This window comes from Pseudomonas sp. 22490, assembly GCF_052044465.1.
GTDB classification, from domain to species: Bacteria; Pseudomonadota; Gammaproteobacteria; order Pseudomonadales; family Pseudomonadaceae; genus Pseudomonas; species Pseudomonas aeruginosa.
Map to the genome: position 1 here is coordinate 43,619 of NZ_JBQENS010000035.1, position 15,831 is coordinate 59,449.

The following is a 15,831-nucleotide window of genomic DNA, read 5'->3' on the forward strand; positions in this document are numbered from 1 at the left end:
TGCGCTGACCCTCACATTATGAAATAAGCCGACGCCTCCTTACAAAGTCTTTACTGTCTTTTCGGGAACTTTGTCGGCGCGTTTATGCATTTCGGCTAGGAAGGCGTTCCGGCGGGGAGGAGGGCGGCGCCCGGGAAGGGCGCCGCGAAGAGGATCATTTCAGCGCGGCGAAGGCTTTTTCGGCGGCGTTCAGCGTGATTTCCAGCTCCTTGTCGCCATGGGCGATGGAGGTGAAGCCGGCCTCGAAGGCGCTAGGCGCAAGGTACACGCCACCGTCGAGCATCAGGTGGAAGAAGCGCTTGAAGCGTTCGACGTCGCTGGCCATCACGTCCTCGAAGGTGACGATGGCGTCGGCGCCGCTGAAGTACAGGCCGAACATGCCGCCCGCCTGGGTGGTGACGAAGGGGATGCCGGCGGCATCCGCGCGCTGTTGCAGGCCGTCGAGCATGCGCGTGGTGTAGGCGGTCAGTTCGTCGTGGAAACCGGGGCGGCTGATCAGGCGCAGGGTGGTCAGGCCGGCGGCCATTGCCAGCGGGTTGCCCGAGAGCGTGCCGGCCTGGTAGACCGGGCCCAGCGGGGAAATCTGCTGCATGATCTCGCGCTTGCCGCCGAAGGCGCCCACCGGCATGCCGCCGCCGATGATCTTGCCGAAGGTCGACAGGTCCGGGGTGACCCCGTAGTAGGCCTGGGCGCCGCCGAGGGCGACACGGAAGCCGGTCATCACTTCGTCGAAGATCAGCACCACGCCGTGTTCGTCGCAGGCTTCGCGCAGGCCTTCGAGGAAGCCCGGCGCCGGCGGCACACAGTTCATGTTGCCGGCAACCGGCTCGACGATGATGCAGGCGACCTCCTTGCCGACTTCGCCCAGGGTCTTGCGCACCGCCTCGATGTCGTTGAACGGCAGGGTCAGGGTGTGCTTGGCGAAGGCCGCCGGAACGCCCGGGGAGTTCGGCACGCCGAAGGTCAGGGCGCCGGAGCCGGCCTTCACCAGCAGGCTGTCGGAGTGACCGTGGTAGCAGCCTTCGAACTTGATGATGCTGTCGCGCCCGGTGTAGCCGCGGGCCAGGCGGATGGCGCTCATGGTCGCCTCGGTGCCGGAGCTGACCATGCGCACCATCTCCATCGACGGCACCATGGAGCAGACCAGGTCGGCCATTTCCACTTCCAGCGCGGTCGGCGCGCCATAGGACAGGCCGTGGTCGAGTTGCCGGCGCACCGCGTCGAGCACGTCCGGATGGCTGTGGCCGAGGATCATCGGGCCCCAGGAGCCGACATAGTCCACGTAGCGCTTGTCGTCCTCGTCCAGTACATAGGCGCCTTCGGCGTGCTTGAAGAACAGCGGGGTGCCGCCGACGCTCTTGAAGGCGCGCACCGGGGAGTTGACCCCGCCGGGAATGTGTTTCTGGGCGTTGTTGAACAGCGTTTCGGAACGGGACATGGCTAGCTCTCTATCTCTCGGGCGAGGCGCGGAGGCGTCAGGCAGGTTCGAACAGGGCGCTGAAGGCGCGGGCGCGGCGTTCCACCTCGGCGGCGGACGCGGCGGCGAACAGCGCATGGATCACGGCGACCAGATCGACGCCGCGGGCGATCAGGCCGGGCGCGGTGTCGAGGCTGATGCCGCCGATGGCGGTGATCGGCAGGTGCAGGCGCGGCCGGGCCTGGTCGAGCAGTTCGACGCTGGCGGCGGGGGCGCCGGGTTTGGTGCTGGAATTGAAGAAGCGGCCGAAGGCGACGTAGCTGGCGCCCTCGGCCACCGCCTGCTCGGCCAGTTCCAGTTGGGCGTGGCAGGTGGCGCCGATGATCGCCTGGCGGCCGAGCAGGGCGCGCGCCGCCGACAGCGAACCGTCGGTCTGGCCGAGGTGCAGGCCGACGCCCAGGCGCGCGGCGAGTTCGGCGTCGTCGTTGACGATCAACTGCGCGCCGTGGCGTTCGCAGAGTTCGCGCAGGCTTTCCGCCTCGCGCAGGCGCCGCGCCTGGTCGCTGGATTTGTCGCGGTATTGCAGCAGGCGCGCGCCGCCGCGGAGCGCGGCTTCGACGTAGGGCAGCAGGCGGCCGTCGTCCAGTAGCTGGCTATCGGTGATGGCGTACAGGCCGCGCAGTTTCATCGGCTGGCTCTCAGTGACAGAAGTCGGTGGGCAGGCGGCGCGGCACGTATTGGCCGTGGCCCGGACTCTCGGCGTCGCGCAGGGTCCGCCAGGTGTAGTCGAGGGCGCTCTGCACGGCGCCGTGCAGCGCTTCGCCGAAGGCGATGCGACCGGCCAGGGCGCTGGCCAGGGTGCAGCCGGAGCCATGGTAGCTGCCGGGCAGGCGCTGGCAGGTGAAGGTGCGGCGGCTGCCGTCGCGGCTGTACAGGCGATTGTGCACTTCGCTTTCGTCGCCGTGTCCGCCGGTGATCAACAGGTGCTCGCAGTGTTCCAGCAGGCGCTCGGCGCACTGGTCGGCGCTGCCCTCGGGCAGGTCGGCGAGCAGGCGCGCTTCCGGCAGGTTCGGCGTGGCGATGGTGGCGCGCGGCAGCAGCCGCTCGCGCATGGCGAAGCCGACGTCGCCCTTGCCCAACGCACCGCCGCCGCCGGCGCGCAGCACCGGATCGCAGACCACCGGCAAGTGCGGGTGGGCGGCGAGGATCTCGGCCACCGTGTCGACCATCTCCAGCGAACCGAGCATACCCAGCTTGACCGCCGCGACGGGCAGGTCGGCGAGTACGGCGTTGGCCTGGGCCAGCACCCACTCGCGGTCGAGGACGCGGAAGTCGCTGACGTTGACGGTGTCCTGCACGGTCAGCGCGGTGACCGCCGGGGCGGCGTGGCAGCCCTGGGCGAGCAGGGCTTCGATGTCGGCTTGCAGTCCGGCGCCACCACTGGGGTCGTGACCGGACAGGCAGAGCACTACGGGGCGGGAAGTCGGTGTTTTCATGGCGCGTGAGCTTACCACTAAAAGCGCTTCGTGGCGGCTGCGCGGACGACCTTTCGGGCGCCGCGCCCGGGCCCTGCGTGACACGTCCCGGGCCTGACGTGGCGTGGCGTGTGCTAAAGTTCGGCGAATATTCATACAACGCTCGCCAAGGGCGGACCATGACGAGGGAGGTGGGGCTCCCGGTCCGTTCGAGGAGCACTGCGGGGCATCATGCGGCACTGGCTGATTCTCTTTCTTATTGCGTTGCCGTGCCTGGCGGGTGCGGTGAGCTTCAACGAGCAGGTCGAGCGCCTGCCGCTGGGGCAGTCCATCGACGTGTTCGAGGACGTGCGCGGTAGCGCCGATATCAACGACATCACCTCGCGGGCCATCGACAGCAGCTTCCGCCGCCATGACAAGGACGTGCTCAATGCCGGCTATTCGCGCTCGGTGTTCTGGTTGCGCCTGGACCTGGACTACCGGCCGGTCGCCTCCAGCGATCCGCGCACCTGGCTGCTGGAGCTGGCCTATCCGCCGCTGGACAAGCTCGACCTCTACCTGCCCGATGGCCAGGGCGGCTACCGCCTCGCCCAGCGCACCGGCGACACATTGCCGTTCGCCAGTCGGCCGATCCGGCAGAACAACTACCTGTTCGAACTCGGCCTCGAGCCGAACAAGCCGCAGCGTGTCTACCTGCGGCTGGAAAGCCAGGGGTCGATCCAGGCGCCGCTGACCCTGTGGTCGCCCAAGGCCTACCTGGAGGAGCAGCCCGAACGCATCTATGTGCTCGGCATCATCTATGGCGTGCTGCTGGTGATGCTGATCTACAACCTGTTCATCTTCCTCAGCGTCCGCGATACCAGCTATCTCTACTACATCCTCTATATCGCTTCGTTCGGGCTCTACCAGGTCTCGGTGAACGGCGCCGGCATCGAGTACTTCTGGCCCGACAGCCCCTGGTGGGCGAACGCCGCCACGCCATTCCTGATCGGTTCGGCGGCGCTGTTCGGCTGCCAGTTCGCGCGCAGCTTCCTGCATACCCGCGACCACAGCGTGTGGGTCGACCGCGGCCTGCTGGCGCTGATGGCGGTCGGCGCGCTGGTCATGCTGATGGCGCTGACCATGAGCTACGCCGTGGCCCTGCGCCTGGCCACCTACCTGGCGCTGGCCTTCACCGGCCTGATCTTCGCTGCCGGCATCCTCGCCTGGCTGCGCGGCATGCGCGTGGCGCGCTATTTCATCATCGCCTGGACCGCCTTCCTTCTCGGCGGCATCGTCAACACCCTGATGGTCCTCGGCTACCTGCCGAACATGTTCCTCACCATGTATGCCAGCCAGATCGGTTCGGCGCTGGAGGTGGGCTTGCTGTCGCTGGCACTGGCCGACCGGATCAACGCAATGAAGGAGGAGCGCGCGCGAATCCTCCAGGAGTCCAGCCGCAAGCTGGAAGCGCTGAACCAGGAACTGGCCAACAGCAACCGCCTGAAGGACGAGTTCCTCGCCACCGTCACCCACGAACTGCGCACCCCGATGAGCGGGGTGATCGGTTCGCTGGAGCTGATGCAGACGGTGCCGATGGACGTCGAACTCGCCGAGTACCAGCGCACCGCCGCCGGTTCGGCGCGGGACATGATGCGGATGGTCAACGACATCCTCGCCCTCATCGAACTGCAGGCCGGCAAGCTCTACCCGCGCCGCGAGCCGTTCAGCCTGCGCGGCCTGTTCGACAGCCTGCGCGCGCAGTACGCGCCGCGCGCCGAGGAGAAGGGCCTGCGCTTCGCCCTGCAACTGGACGACAGCCTGCCGGACACCCTCGAAGGCGATGCCGGCAAGCTGGCCCAGGCGCTGGGCTACCTGGTCGACAACGCGATCAAGTTCACCGCCAGGGGCAGCGTGACCCTGCGCGTCGCCGCCGGGCGTACCCATGACGGGGTGGCGCTGCGGGTGGAAGTGATCGACACCGGCATCGGTTTCGACATGGCCGCCGGCAGCGACCTCTACCAGCGTTTCGTCCAGGCCGACAGCTCGTTGACCCGTGGCTACGGAGGCCTCGGCATCGGCCTGGCTCTGTGCCGCAAGCTGGTGGAGCTGCTTGGCGGCGAGCTGACCCACGAGTCCCGGCCGGGACAGGGCAGCCGCTTCCTCCTGCGCCTGCAACTGACCCAGCCGGCCCAGGGCCTGGCGCCGCCGCCGCGGCGCGCCGGCGGGCAGGCGGTGCGGCGTCCCGAGGAGTGCACGGTGCTGGTGGTGGAGGACAACGCCATCAACCAGTTGGTGACTCGCGGCATGCTGCTCAAGCTCGGCTACCGGGTGCGCACCGCCGACAACGGCAGCGAGGCCCTGGAGTTGCTGGCGCGCGAGCGGCCGGACGGCGTACTGCTCGACTGCCAGATGCCGGTGATGGACGGCTTCGCCACCTGTCGGGCGATCCGCGCGCTGCCCGGCTGCGCGGAACTGCCGGTGCTGGCGTTGACCGCCCACAGCCACAGCGGCGATCGCGAGCGCTGCCTGGCGGCGGGCATGAGCGACTACATGGCCAAGCCGGTCAAGTTCGAAGAGTTGCAGACCCTGCTGCACGATTGGCTGCTGTGCCAGCCGATCGTCACCAAGTCCGCCTGAAGCCTTTCCGCGGCTGGCTGAAATGCCGGCCTGCGCGACCTGTATGTCTCTTTAGGCAAAGCCTGAAGCGTGATTCACTGGGAAAAAGTGAATCCGGATTCAGTCATGGTCTATCGTGTCACCGAACGCCGCCTGCAACGCGATTCCGCGCTGCGCGAGCGCATCCTCCAGCTAGGCCTGCGGCGTGTCGCGGAGGGCGGTTTCGCCGCGCTGACCATGCAGGCCCTGGCCGACGACGCGGGGATCGCCACCGGCAGCCTGTACCGCCACTTCCAGGGCAAGGGCGAGCTGGCGGCGGAAATCTTCCGCCGCGCCAGCCAGCGTGAGGTCGATGCCCTGGCCGTGGTCCTGCGCGGTCCCGGCGCGCCCGCCTGGCGCCTGGCCGAGGGCTTGCGGCGCTTTGCCGCGCGCGCCTGGAGCAGCCAGCGGCTGGCCTTCGCCCTGATCGCCGAGCCGGTGGATCCTGAAGTCGACGAGCAGCGCCTGCGCTATCGCGAGGCCTACGCCGCACTGTTCGTCGAACTGCTCGAGGAGGGCCGGCGCAGTGGCGCATTCCAGCTTTCCCTGGTGCCGCTTGCCGCGGCCTGCCTGGTCGGGGCCATCGCCGAGGCGCTGGTCGGCCCCTTGTCTCCCCCGGCGCGCGCCGCTCGCGACAGCGGCCAGCCGGAACCGAGTCTGGAGCCGGTGAGTACGGCTCTGGTGAACTTCTGCCTGCGCGCGGTGGGCGCGCCTGTCTGCGAGGAACCCTCATGAACCTGCACCAGTACGCCGAAACCCACGAAGTGACCAACCAGGTACCGTCGCTGGATGGTGCCAACCTCTACCGCCTCGACCTGCCTCTCCAGGAGTGGGTGCGTCGCTACCAGGGCGGCTGGGCCGAGGAGCGCCTGCAGCGCTACGGTGAGCTGGCCGGCGGCCCGCTGATGGCGGCCGGCTTCCTGGCCAACCAGCACAAGCCGGAGTTCCATAGCCACGACCGCTACGGCAACCGCGTCGACCTGGTGGAGTTCCATCCCGCCTACCACGAGCTGATGCGCGCCGCCATCGAGCACGAACTGCCCTCGCTGCCCTGGACCGACCCGCGCCCCGGCGCCCAGGTGGCGCGGGCCGGGCTGTCCTACCTGCACAGCCAGGCGGAGGCCGGCACCGGTTGCCCGTTGACCATGACCTACGCCAGCGTGCCGGCGATTCGCCTGCAGGCGGACCTGGCCGAGAAATGGCTGCCGAAGATCCTCTCCCGCGAGTACGACCCGCGCAACGTGCCGATGGAGCAGAAGGCGGGCGTCACCATCGGCATGGCGATGACCGAGAAGCAGGGCGGCACCGACGTCCGGGCCAATACCACGCGGGCCTACCCGGTGGGGATTCCCGGGCCGGGGCAGGCCTACGAACTGGTCGGGCACAAGTGGTTCTGCTCGGCGCCGATGTGCGACGCCTTCCTCACCCTGGCCTACACCGACAAGGGCCTGACCTGCTTCCTGCTGCCGCGCCACCGGCCGGACGGCAGCCGCAACCAGTTCTACATCCAGCGCCTGAAGGACAAGCTGGGCAACTGGTCGAACGCCTCCAGCGAAATCGAGTATCGCGGCGCCCTGGCCTGGATGGTCGGCGAGGAGGGCCGTGGCGTGCCGACCATCATCGAGATGGTCGCCATGACCCGCTTCGACTGCATGATCGGCTCCAGCGCACTGATGCGTCAGGCGTTGACCCAGGCCGCCCACCACTGTGCCTACCGCAAGGTCGGCGGGCGGGTGCTGGCCGAGCAACCGCTGATGCAGAACGTGCTCGCCGACCTGGCCCTGGAAAGCGAGGCGGCGCTGGCCCTGACCCTGCGCATGGGGCATGCCCTGGACCGTGCCCACGACGAGCAGGAGGAGAAGTTCGCCCGCCTGGTCACCGCGGTGGGCAAATACTGGATCTGCAAGCGTGCCCCGGCGATGATCAACGAAGCCTCCGAATGCATGGGCGGTGCCGGCTACGTCGAGGAAACCATCCTGCCGCGGCTGTACCGCGAGGCCCCGGTGAACTCGATCTGGGAAGGTTCCGGCAACGTGCAGTGCCTGGACGTGCTGCGTGCCCTGTCGAAGGAGCCGGGGGTGCTCGACGCGTTGTTCGCCGAACTGGGCGACGGCCATGGCGACGCCCGTCTCGCCGCGCACATCGGCAACCTCAAAGCGGCCTTCGCCGACACCGCCGACATCCAGTACCGCGCCCGCCAGCTCACCGAGGACGTGGCGATCGCCCTGCAGGCCAAGCTGTTGCTGGAAGCCGGCAACTCCGCGGTGTCCGACGCCTTCATCGGCAGTCGCCTGGGGGACGGCGGGCGTGTCTACGGCACCCTCCCGCGCGGCGTCGAGGTCGAGGCGCTGTTGGCTCGCGCCACCCCGCACCTGACCTGAGGCGCGTCGCGATGCAGGCGCATCCGCGCTACCGGGAGCTGGTCGAGCAGGGCTTCGCCGCGGCCAGTTTCGTCGGCGACCTCGGCATCCGTCCGCTGGACTGCGGGCCGGGTTGGGTCGAAGCGGGGCTGGACATCCTGCCCCGCCACGCCCAGCAGAACGGCTTCATCCATGCCGGGGTCCAGGCGACCCTGGCCGACCATGCCGCCGGGGCCGCCGCCGCGACCCTGGTGGAGGAGGGGCAGACGGTGCTGACCCTGGAGTTCAAGCTCAACCTGTTGCGCCCGGCGCTTTGCCAGCGCCTGTTGTGTCGCGCCGAGGTGCTCAAGGCCGGGCGCCAGGTGACGGTGGTCGAGGCCGAGGTGTTCGCCGAGCGGGACGGTCGGCGGCACCTGTTCAGCAAGGCCACCGTGACCATGGCGGTGGTGGCGCTGGCCGAATGAGGTAACGGGAGAAAAGCGCTGTGTTTTCCTGTCGGTACAGGCAAGATGTTTTCCATGCGAACCGACAGGAAGCCCACCATGAGTATCGATTCCGACGACGGGTTCGTCGTCGCCCGCACGGCCGAGGAGGCCGTCGACCGTCTTGCCGAGCTGCACCGCCAGGCCACCGCGGCGCTGAGCCAGGCGCTCAAGCGCTACATCAAGGAGCGCATCGAGCCAAGCGAGGCCGAGCGGCAGAACTTCCACTACCCGCAACTGCGCATCGGCTACCGCTGCCAGGGCGAGGTGCCGTCCACCACCCGCGCCTACGCCAAGGTCCAGGTGCCGGGCGAATACAGCGTCACCGTCACCCACCCCGACGCCTTCCGCAAGTACCTGCTGGAACAGTTGCGTCCGCTGATGGACGATTTCACCGTGCAGGTGCAGGTCGGCCCGAGCCAACAGGACATCCCCTATCCCTACGTGGTCGAGCAGGGCGACGAGCTGGCCGGCTCCGGGGTGACCGCCGCCGAGCTGGCGCGGGTGTTCCCCAGCACCGACCTGTCCGCCGCTTCCGACGACATCGCCGACGGCCTCTACGAATGGGAACGCGCCGACCAGTTGCCGCTGGCGCTGTTCGACGCCGCGCGGGTGGACTTCTCCCTGCGCCGCCTGGTGCACTACACCGGCAGCGACTGGCGCCACGTGCAGCCGTGGATCCTGCTGACCAACTACCACCGCTACGTCGACCAGTTCATCCGCCTCGGCCTGACCCGCCTGCGCGAGGACCCGCGCTTCGTGCGCATGGTCCTGCCGGGCAACGTGATCATCGAACGCGGGATGGACGAAGGCGAGGCCAACGCCATCGTCGCCGGGGTGGTCTGGCACCGCTACCAGATGCCGGCCTACCACCTGATCGCCGCCGATGGCGACGGCATCACCCTGGTCAACATCGGGGTCGGCCCGTCCAACGCGAAGAACATCACCGACCACCTGGCGGTGTTGCGTCCGCATTGCTGGCTGATGATCGGCCACTGCGGCGGCCTGCGGCAGTCGCAGACCATCGGCGACTACGTACTGGCGCACGCCTACATGCGCCGCGACGGCATCCTCGACCGCGCGCTGCCGCCGCACATCCCGATCCCGGCGCTGGCCGAAGTCCAGGTCGCCTTGCAGGAAGCCGCCGCCGAAGTCACCGGCGAGCGCGGCGAGTCGCTCAAGCGACGCTTGCGCACCGGCACCGTGCTCACCTACGACGACCGCAACTGGGAGCTGCGCTGGGCCCAGGAGCGGCCACTGATCAACCTGGCGCGGGCCATCGCGGTGGACATGGAGAGCGGCACCATCGCCGCCCAGGGCTACCGCCTGCGGGTGCCCTACGGCACGTTGCTGTGCGTCTCGGACAAGCCGCTGCACAGCGAGATCAAGCTGCCCGGCTCGGCCAACGCCTTCTACGAGCGCGCGGTGAACCAGCACCTGCGGATCGGCATCGCCGCCCTCGACCTGTTGCGCAGCCAGCTCAACTCGCTGCACTCGCGCAAGCTGCGGAGTTTCGACGAGCCGCCGTTCCGTTGATCGGACGCGNNNNCGCTTCTACGCCTTGCGGCGCCGAGGCCCTACAATGATGGCCCTTCGCCCTGCGTGGAACCGCGGCGCCCTCTGCCGGTCGGAACGACCACGCCTGCCATCGATGTGAGCCCCATGCCGTTCAGCGTCCCCACTCATCTCAGCAACCCGCTCCGTCGCTTCGCCCGCCGCCTGGTACCCGATGCCGCGCCGGAAGTGGCAGCGCCGTTGCCGATGCCGGAAAGCCTGGCCGGCGAACCGTGGTTCTCGGTCGGGCGGGCGGTCGAGGCCCTCGGCGGCGAGCGGGTCGATGGCTGGATCCTGGAAGAATGGCGTGGCTTGGCCCTGCGCGCGCGTTTCAGCGCTTGCTGGCGCGATCCGCGCGGCAACCTGTGGAATGTCCTGCCGCAGGCGGGCGCCATCGCTTTCCTGGCCGACCCGCAGCGGCGCTACGAAGGCGTGCCGCTGGCCGACCAGTACCAGGCGCTCAGCCGCGATGTCCTGCTGGAAGACTACCTCGGCCTGCGGCGCCAACTGGCCCGCGCCGGCCTGGACGACGAGGCCCGCGAGCGCCTGGCCGGGATGGCCGCGCGCCTGGAAAGCTGGCTGGCCCTGGGCGGCCGTGGCGACCAGGCTTGTCCGTGCGGCAGCGGCAAGCGCTACCGCAACTGCTGCTCCCGCCTGGTGGCCTCGGCCTCCTGAGCGACGTTGCGCGGTGCGACGCGCCACTGCTCGCCGGGTTTCGGCGTGCCGAAGGTCGCCGGGTCCACGCCTTGGCTGCGCAGTGCCGCCTGGAGCGCCTTGGGCGGGTCGTCCTGCTGTTCGTCGGTGAGATTGAAGGTACCGAAGTGGATGGCCATGCTGGTCTGCGCCTGCAGCGTGCGATGGGCCTGCACCGCGTCGTCGGGATTCATGTGGTGGTCGCGCATGAACCAGCGCGGCTCGTAGGCGCCGATCGGCAGGGCGGCGAAACGCATCGCCCCGAAGCGCTGGTTGATCAGCCCGAACTCCGGGCCGAGCCCGGTATCGCCGGGAAACAGCAGCGGGCCGTCCGGCGAGTCGATGACGAAGCCGAGCCAGAGCGTGCGGTTGGTGTCGCTGCGGGTGCGCGACGACCAGTGCTGCACCGGTACGCCATGCAGCGTCAGGCCAGCGCCCAGCGGCACGGCCTGCCACCAGTCGATCTCCACGACGTCGGCGAAACCTGTCTGGCGGATCAGCCCGGCGTTGCCCAGGCCGCTGACCACCTTGGCCGTCGGCCAGCGCCGGTGGAGCTGGCGCAGGGTTTCCAGGTCGAGGTGGTCGTAGTGGTTGTGGCTCACCAGCACCAGGTCGATCGGTGGCAACTGGTCGAGCGTCAACCCGGGCGGATGGTGGCGCTTCGGGCCGATGAAGGCGAGCGGGCTGACCCGTTGCGACCAGACCGGGTCGGTGAGGATGTTCAGGCCGCGGTGCTGGATCAGCAGGGTGGCGTGGTTGATGTAGGTGACCCGCAGTTCTTCGCCGCGGGCGCGCTCGTTCACCCTTGGCGGCGTTGCCGTCGGCGGCAGGGCGACCCACGGGCGTTGCGGCGGGCGGTTCCACTGCCACTTGAGCAGGTCGCGCAGGCTCTTGTGCGCGGTCGGCTGGATATTGCGGAAACGTTCGCCGTCGAAATGGTCCGAAGGCGGACCCTGATAGGCGCTGCCAGCGCAGCCGGCCAGGGTCAGCAGGCTGATCAGCCAGGTGGGACGCAGGGAGGGCATGAGGGGATGCTCTTGCGGTCAGGCTCTCGGACAACCTAGCATGCCGCCCGGTACCCCGATCAAGCCAACTCGTTTCCAGTCATGTCCCGTCCCCCGCGTCCTTCCCCGCGTTATCCCGTCCGCCCTGCGCCACGCCGGGTGGCCAAGGCGCCGCCGAGCGAGCCGAAGCTGCTGCTGTTCAACAAGCCGTTCGACGTACTGACCCAGTTCAACGACGAGCAAGGGCGTTCGACCCTCAAGGACTTCATCCCGGTGCCGGGCGTGTATCCGGCCGGGCGCCTGGACCGCGACAGCGAGGGCCTGTTGCTGCTGACCAACGACGGTCGCCTGCAGGCGCGCATCGCCGACCCCCGGCACAAGCTGCCGAAGACCTACTGGGTGCAGGTCGAAGGTACGCCGGACGAGGAGCAATTGTGGCGCCTGCGCGAGGGCGTGACGCTCAACGACGGCCCGACGCTGCCCGCCGAGGCGCGTCTGCTGGATGAGCCGACGTTGTGGGAGCGGGTGCCGCCGGTGCGTTTTCGCAAGTCGGTGCCGACCCACTGGCTGGAATTGGTGATCCGCGAGGGGCGCAATCGCCAGGTGCGGCGGATGACGGCGGCGGTGGGCTTGCCGACGCTGCGGCTGGTGCGGGTGCGGATCGGCCCCTGGAGCCTGGACGGCCTGGGCCTCGGGGAATGGCGGGAAGTGCCGGCGCGGCTGGACTGACGAGAGGGGCGTCGTCCAGCGGGCGCGGAACGATCAGTAGTACGACTTGATCACGGCGATGCCGCGACCCATCACGTCGCGCCAGGCGTCGCGGGTCTCGGCGTCGCAGTCGCGGTCGTGCTCGGCGACCGCCATCAGCAGGGCGTCCAGCCACAGGTCGTAGAGTTCCGGGCGGATATCCAGCGCGGCGCGCGAATGGCTGGCGCCGAGGGCGCGCAGCTTGCTGTCGGACATGCCGCGGGCGTACATCACCAGGTTCATGATCCCGGCACGCAGCAGGTGTTTCTGCGCAGTCATGTCGGTGGTGGCGAACTTGGCGCGAATCTGCGGGGAACTGGCAAGGAAATGCCGGTAGAAATCATCGAAGAATCCGGTGCTGGCACAGCAGCGTCCATAACTCTGCATGACGCGGTCGGCGGCGTTCATGGCGACTCCCTTGTTCTAGGCAATGGCAAGGCGAGCCGGCCCCGTTGGCCGGGGCCGGCGGATGATTACGAGTGGTTGGATGACGCGCGTGGCGCCGGGGTTACATGCCCGCGCCTTCGAGGCTGCCGATGACCAGGCCCTTGATGATGAAGCCCAGTACGCCCAGGCCGAGGGCGAAGAACAGGATCAGGGTTCCGAACTTGCCGGCTTTCGACTTCTTCGCCAGGTCCCACACGATGAAAGCCATGAACAGGATAAGCACGGTCACCAGACCGGTCATCATCCACTCTTCGAACAGTTCGGGATCCATTGGCAACCTCCGGATTTTCAAGCAAACGAAGTCCGGCTCGCGGTCGGACGGAGCGTGCCATGGGGGGCGGGCAAGGCGTTTATCGTTCTACGAGCAGGCTGCTCTTTATATGCGGGGGCCACGCGGGCATGACAACTGAAACAGGCTGCCGATTATACGGCATGCCGCCTGTTCCGTGTCATGTCCCAGGTCTCGCTACGATCAATCGCGCAGGTGCTCCAGCGGCAGTTCGGTACTCGCCAGCACCTGGTTGAGGACGAAGCTGGAGCGCACGCTGGAGACCCCCTCGATGCGCGTCAGGGTACCCAGCAGGAGTTTCTGGTAATGGTCCATGTCCGGCACCACGACCTTCAACTGGTAGTCCGCGTCCATCCCGGTGACCAGGCTGCACTCCAGCACTTCCGGGCATTTGCCGATGACTTCCTGAAAATGTTCGAAGCGTTCCGGGGTGTGTCGGTCCATGCCTATGAGGACGAAGGCGGTGAGGCTCAGGCCGAGCTTCTTGCGGTCCAGCAAGGCTACCTGGCGGACGATGTAGCCGTCGTCCTCGAGCTGCTTGACCCGTCGCGAACAGGGCGATGGCGACAGGCCTATCCGTTCTGCCAGTTCCTGGTTGGAGATGCGTGCGTCGCGCTGGAGTTCTTCGAGGATACGCAGGTCGTAGCGGTCGAGTTTGTTCATGGCGAGGATTTCTTTCAGGTTGATTGCCATCGGCAAGGTGAATTTGAGTGATTTATTGCGAAATCAAGGTTCTGATGAGCAATATTAGCAATCATTGGTCGCGCCTGGCGACGTATTCTTTTACCCAGATTCACGGCCCGGACATCTCGTCCATCACGGCTCGCCCAATCAGGCCAGCCGTGGCCGCCGACCCTACAGGGTTGCGCCGGCCTCCGGGTTGCACACCGCCCAGAAGGTGGAGTGAGGTGAGCCGTCGCCAACAGCGCCGAGCCAGGACAGTTACCCCAGAAGGGAGGTCGACGGGCCTCCCTTTTTCTTTGCCCGCGATCCGGCCCGTGCCGCGCTTTTACCCATTCTTTACCCGGCGTTTACCCACCCTTGGCGGAAAACGGCGGAAAGTCGTTCCCGGGATCATTCGAACATGGCCGGGCGACCATGCCCGGGGCGAGGCAGACGATGAACGGTGGATGGTGGCGAATGCTCGGGGTGGGCGCTCTCTCGCTGAGCCTGTGCGTCCAGGCGCAGGCCGACGACGGCCGAGGGGGACGCGGTGGAGCCGGCGGCGAGCGCGGTGTTGCCCACGGACAACCGGGACCTGGCCGCGGCGAAGCGCATGGCGGCAGTTGGGGACCGCATCCCGACTGGCGTCCGGGCCGGGTGGTGGAGGCCTTGCCGCGCGGACACCTGCGGGTGCCCTATCGCGGCGGCGAGTATTTCTTCGACGACGGCTACTGGTACCGACCCGACGGCCCGCGCTATGTGCTGGTCGTGCCGCCCCGCGGGGTGCGCGTCCGCAGCCTGCCGCCCTATGCGGAGCAGGTCTGGCTGGGCAGCGTGCTGTACTTCCTTGCCGCCGGCACTTACTACCGGTGGCATGCCGACACCCGCGAGTACGAAGTGGTCAGCCCGCCGCCGCGGGCAGCGGGACCCGTTTATCCGGTCAGCGGGCCGGCCGCCAGCTACGACGTGGTGGCCTACCCCGCGCGCGGCCAGGGGCCCGACCAGCAGGGCCGCGACCGCTACGAGTGCCACCGCTGGGCGGTGGGCGAGAGCGGCTTCGACCCGGCGGGGGCGACCTACGCGCCGGCCGCCGAGGTCGCCAACGACTACCGCCGGGCCATGGCCGCCTGCCTGAGCGGGCGCGGCTACAGCGTCAACTGACGGTTTCCTTGCCGACCACTTCCTGCGGGTCGGCATGGATCAGCACCTCGGCCTTCGGGTATTCGCGCTTGATCGCCAGCACTGCGCGGTCGGTCAGGGCGTGGGCCACCGACAGGCTCAGCTCGCCGGGCAGTTCGAGGTGCAACTGGACGAACCAGTGGTTGCCGGAAATCCGCGTGCGCACGTCGTGCGCGCCGAGCACTCCCGGCACGCTGCAGGCGAGTTCGCGCATGCGCTCGCTGATGTCGCTAGGCAGTTCCCGGTCCATCAGGATCGACACCGACTCGCGAGCGATCTGCAGGGCGCTCCAGAGGATGTACAGGGCGATGCCCAGGCCGAACAGGCCGTCGCTCTGTGGCCAGCCGTAGCGGGCCAGGAGCAGTGCCACGAGGATGCTGGCGTTGAGCAGCAGGTCCGAGCGGTAGTGCAGCGAGTCGGCGCGTATCGCGGTGGAACCGGTGCGGCGGATGACGTGGGTCTGGAAGGCCAGGAGAAGGGCCGTGAGCAGCAGCGACAGCAGCATCACCGCGATGCCCCAGGTGGCCGCGCCGAGGGGCTGCGGGTCGCGCAATTGCTCGACCGCCTGGATAGCCACCAGCACCGCGCTGGCACCGATGAACATGGCCTGGGCCAGGCCGGCCAGGGCCTCGGCCTTGCCGTGGCCGTAGCGGTGGTCGTCGTCGGCCGGGCGTAGCGAATAGTGCACCGCCAGCAGGTTGAGCAGCGAGGCGGCACTGTCCAGCAGGGAGTCGGTGAGGCCGGCGAGCAGGCTCACCGAACCGCTCAGCCACCAGGCAATGGCCTTGCCGATGACCAGGGTGACGGCGACACCGAGCGAGGCCAGGGTGGCCAGGCGCAGCAGGCGGGCGTGGGGGGAATCGGGACTCATGGGGCGCTTCTGT

At 68.3% G+C, this 15,831-nt stretch carries 16 protein-coding genes; 8 read left to right on the forward strand and 8 right to left on the reverse strand.

Annotated features, from left to right (window positions below; all coding sequences use genetic code 11):
- Positions 1-154: 154 nt before the first annotated feature.
- Genes hemL through ACTJJX_RS28900 form a run of 3 tightly spaced genes read right to left on the reverse strand, consistent with a single transcriptional unit; the run spans position 155 to position 2,913 of the window.
- Positions 155-1,438: a glutamate-1-semialdehyde 2,1-aminomutase gene (gene hemL / locus ACTJJX_RS28890; protein ID WP_003093150.1), complete on the reverse strand. Its 1,284-nt coding sequence runs from the start codon at positions 1,436-1,438 to the stop codon at positions 155-157.
- 37 nt (positions 1,439-1,475) lie between these two features.
- On the reverse strand, positions 1,476-2,105 hold the full coding sequence (thiE, locus tag ACTJJX_RS28895) for a thiamine phosphate synthase (RefSeq protein ID WP_003093148.1): 630 nt from the start codon (positions 2,103-2,105) through the stop codon (positions 1,476-1,478).
- Positions 2,106-2,115: 10 nt separating this feature from the next.
- Entirely contained in the window at positions 2,116-2,913 is a 798-nt protein-coding gene (locus ACTJJX_RS28900) for a hydroxymethylpyrimidine/phosphomethylpyrimidine kinase (RefSeq protein WP_016253014.1), read from the reverse strand.
- 210 nt (positions 2,914-3,123) lie between these two features.
- Between ACTJJX_RS28900 and ladS the strand changes: the two genes are divergently transcribed.
- The 6 genes from ladS (at position 3,124) to ACTJJX_RS28930 (ending at position 10,600) form a co-directional block, all read left to right on the forward strand.
- Positions 3,124-5,511, forward strand: a complete 2,388-nt coding sequence (gene ladS, locus ACTJJX_RS28905) for a hybrid sensor histidine kinase/response regulator LadS (RefSeq protein WP_023082764.1) — start codon at positions 3,124-3,126, stop codon at positions 5,509-5,511.
- Positions 5,512-5,616: 105 nt separating this feature from the next.
- Entirely contained in the window at positions 5,617-6,264 is a 648-nt protein-coding gene (locus tag ACTJJX_RS28910; RefSeq protein ID WP_009313383.1) for a TetR/AcrR family transcriptional regulator, read from the forward strand.
- Positions 6,261-7,910, forward strand: coding sequence for an acyl-CoA dehydrogenase family protein (locus tag ACTJJX_RS28915; RefSeq protein ID WP_003114325.1), 1,650 nt, complete (start codon positions 6,261-6,263; stop codon positions 7,908-7,910). Before ACTJJX_RS28910 ends, ACTJJX_RS28915 begins: the two co-directional genes overlap by 4 nt.
- Before the next feature lie 11 nt (positions 7,911-7,921).
- A complete protein-coding gene (locus ACTJJX_RS28920) occupies positions 7,922-8,353 on the forward strand; it encodes a PaaI family thioesterase (protein ID WP_003093139.1) in 432 nt (143 codons plus the stop codon).
- Between the two features lie 54 nt (positions 8,354-8,407).
- Positions 8,408-9,907, forward strand: coding sequence for an AMP nucleosidase (gene amn / locus ACTJJX_RS28925; protein WP_003119204.1), 1,500 nt, complete (start codon positions 8,408-8,410; stop codon positions 9,905-9,907).
- A 126-nt stretch (positions 9,908-10,033) separates the two neighbouring features.
- Entirely contained in the window at positions 10,034-10,600 is a 567-nt protein-coding gene (locus tag ACTJJX_RS28930) for an SEC-C metal-binding domain-containing protein (RefSeq protein ID WP_003106057.1), read from the forward strand.
- Here ACTJJX_RS28930 and ACTJJX_RS28935 read toward each other — a convergent pair.
- Positions 10,558-11,643 (reverse strand): MBL fold metallo-hydrolase, encoded by a 1,086-nt coding sequence (locus tag ACTJJX_RS28935; RefSeq protein ID WP_003106059.1) that lies wholly within the window; start codon positions 11,641-11,643, stop codon positions 10,558-10,560. The genes ACTJJX_RS28930 and ACTJJX_RS28935 overlap by 43 nt on opposite strands.
- A 138-nt stretch (positions 11,644-11,781) precedes the next feature.
- On the opposite strand from ACTJJX_RS28935, the gene ACTJJX_RS28940 reads away from it, so the two are divergent.
- Positions 11,782-12,351, forward strand: a complete 570-nt coding sequence (locus ACTJJX_RS28940) for a pseudouridine synthase (protein WP_016852477.1) — start codon at positions 11,782-11,784, stop codon at positions 12,349-12,351.
- 33 nt (positions 12,352-12,384) lie between these two features.
- On the opposite strand, the gene ACTJJX_RS28945 is transcribed toward ACTJJX_RS28940, so the two are convergent.
- From ACTJJX_RS28945 to ACTJJX_RS28955, 3 genes are all read right to left on the reverse strand, one after another.
- Positions 12,385-12,777: a globin gene (locus tag ACTJJX_RS28945; protein ID WP_003093127.1), complete on the reverse strand. Its 393-nt coding sequence runs from the start codon at positions 12,775-12,777 to the stop codon at positions 12,385-12,387.
- A gap of 100 nt (positions 12,778-12,877) precedes the next feature.
- Positions 12,878-13,087: a DUF2788 domain-containing protein gene (locus tag ACTJJX_RS28950; RefSeq protein WP_003093125.1), complete on the reverse strand. Its 210-nt coding sequence runs from the start codon at positions 13,085-13,087 to the stop codon at positions 12,878-12,880.
- Between the two features lie 201 nt (positions 13,088-13,288).
- On the reverse strand, positions 13,289-13,768 hold the full coding sequence (locus ACTJJX_RS28955; protein ID WP_003106063.1) for an Lrp/AsnC family transcriptional regulator: 480 nt from the start codon (positions 13,766-13,768) through the stop codon (positions 13,289-13,291).
- A 477-nt stretch (positions 13,769-14,245) separates the two neighbouring features.
- Here ACTJJX_RS28955 and ACTJJX_RS28960 point away from each other — a divergent pair, with 477 nt between their 5' ends.
- Positions 14,246-14,929 carry a DUF6515 family protein gene (locus ACTJJX_RS28960; protein WP_031668897.1) on the forward strand — a complete coding sequence of 228 codons (684 nt, stop codon included), beginning with the start codon at positions 14,246-14,248 and terminating at the stop codon, positions 14,927-14,929.
- On the opposite strand, the gene fieF is transcribed toward ACTJJX_RS28960, so the two are convergent.
- Complete coding sequence (gene fieF / locus ACTJJX_RS28965; RefSeq protein WP_016852478.1) at positions 14,922-15,818, reverse strand: CDF family cation-efflux transporter FieF; 897 nt, start codon at positions 15,816-15,818, stop codon at positions 14,922-14,924. The two genes, ACTJJX_RS28960 and fieF, sit on opposite strands and share 8 nt — an antisense overlap.
- Positions 15,819-15,831: the final 13 nt, after the last annotated feature.

Excerpts from the sequence above, each read along its gene's own strand:
- ladS (WP_023082764.1), top strand. The coding sequence starts at position 3,124 with ATGCGGCACTGGCTGATTCTCTTTCTTATTGCGTTGCCGTGCCTGGCG.
- ACTJJX_RS28910 (WP_009313383.1), top strand. The coding sequence starts at position 5,617 with ATGGTCTATCGTGTCACCGAACGCCGCCTGCAACGCGATTCCGCGCTG.
- hemL (WP_003093150.1), bottom strand. The coding sequence starts at position 1,438 with ATGTCCCGTTCCGAAACGCTGTTCAACAACGCCCAGAAACACATTCCC.
- ACTJJX_RS28955 (WP_003106063.1), bottom strand. The coding sequence starts at position 13,768 with ATGAACAAACTCGACCGCTACGACCTGCGTATCCTCGAAGAACTCCAG.
- fieF (WP_016852478.1), bottom strand. The coding sequence starts at position 15,818 with ATGAGTCCCGATTCCCCCCACGCCCGCCTGCTGCGCCTGGCCACCCTG.
- ACTJJX_RS28900 (WP_016253014.1), bottom strand. The coding sequence starts at position 2,913 with ATGAAAACACCGACTTCCCGCCCCGTAGTGCTCTGCCTGTCCGGTCAC.
- ACTJJX_RS28930 (WP_003106057.1), top strand. The coding sequence starts at position 10,034 with ATGCCGTTCAGCGTCCCCACTCATCTCAGCAACCCGCTCCGTCGCTTC.
- ACTJJX_RS28920 (WP_003093139.1), top strand. The coding sequence starts at position 7,922 with ATGCAGGCGCATCCGCGCTACCGGGAGCTGGTCGAGCAGGGCTTCGCC.
- thiE (WP_003093148.1), bottom strand. The coding sequence starts at position 2,105 with ATGAAACTGCGCGGCCTGTACGCCATCACCGATAGCCAGCTACTGGAC.
- ACTJJX_RS28960 (WP_031668897.1), top strand. The coding sequence starts at position 14,246 with ATGCTCGGGGTGGGCGCTCTCTCGCTGAGCCTGTGCGTCCAGGCGCAG.
- ACTJJX_RS28950 (WP_003093125.1), bottom strand. The coding sequence starts at position 13,087 with ATGGATCCCGAACTGTTCGAAGAGTGGATGATGACCGGTCTGGTGACC.
- ACTJJX_RS28945 (WP_003093127.1), bottom strand. The coding sequence starts at position 12,777 with ATGAACGCCGCCGACCGCGTCATGCAGAGTTATGGACGCTGCTGTGCC.
- ACTJJX_RS28915 (WP_003114325.1), top strand. The coding sequence starts at position 6,261 with ATGAACCTGCACCAGTACGCCGAAACCCACGAAGTGACCAACCAGGTA.
- amn (WP_003119204.1), top strand. The coding sequence starts at position 8,408 with ATGCGAACCGACAGGAAGCCCACCATGAGTATCGATTCCGACGACGGG.
- ACTJJX_RS28935 (WP_003106059.1), bottom strand. The coding sequence starts at position 11,643 with ATGCCCTCCCTGCGTCCCACCTGGCTGATCAGCCTGCTGACCCTGGCC.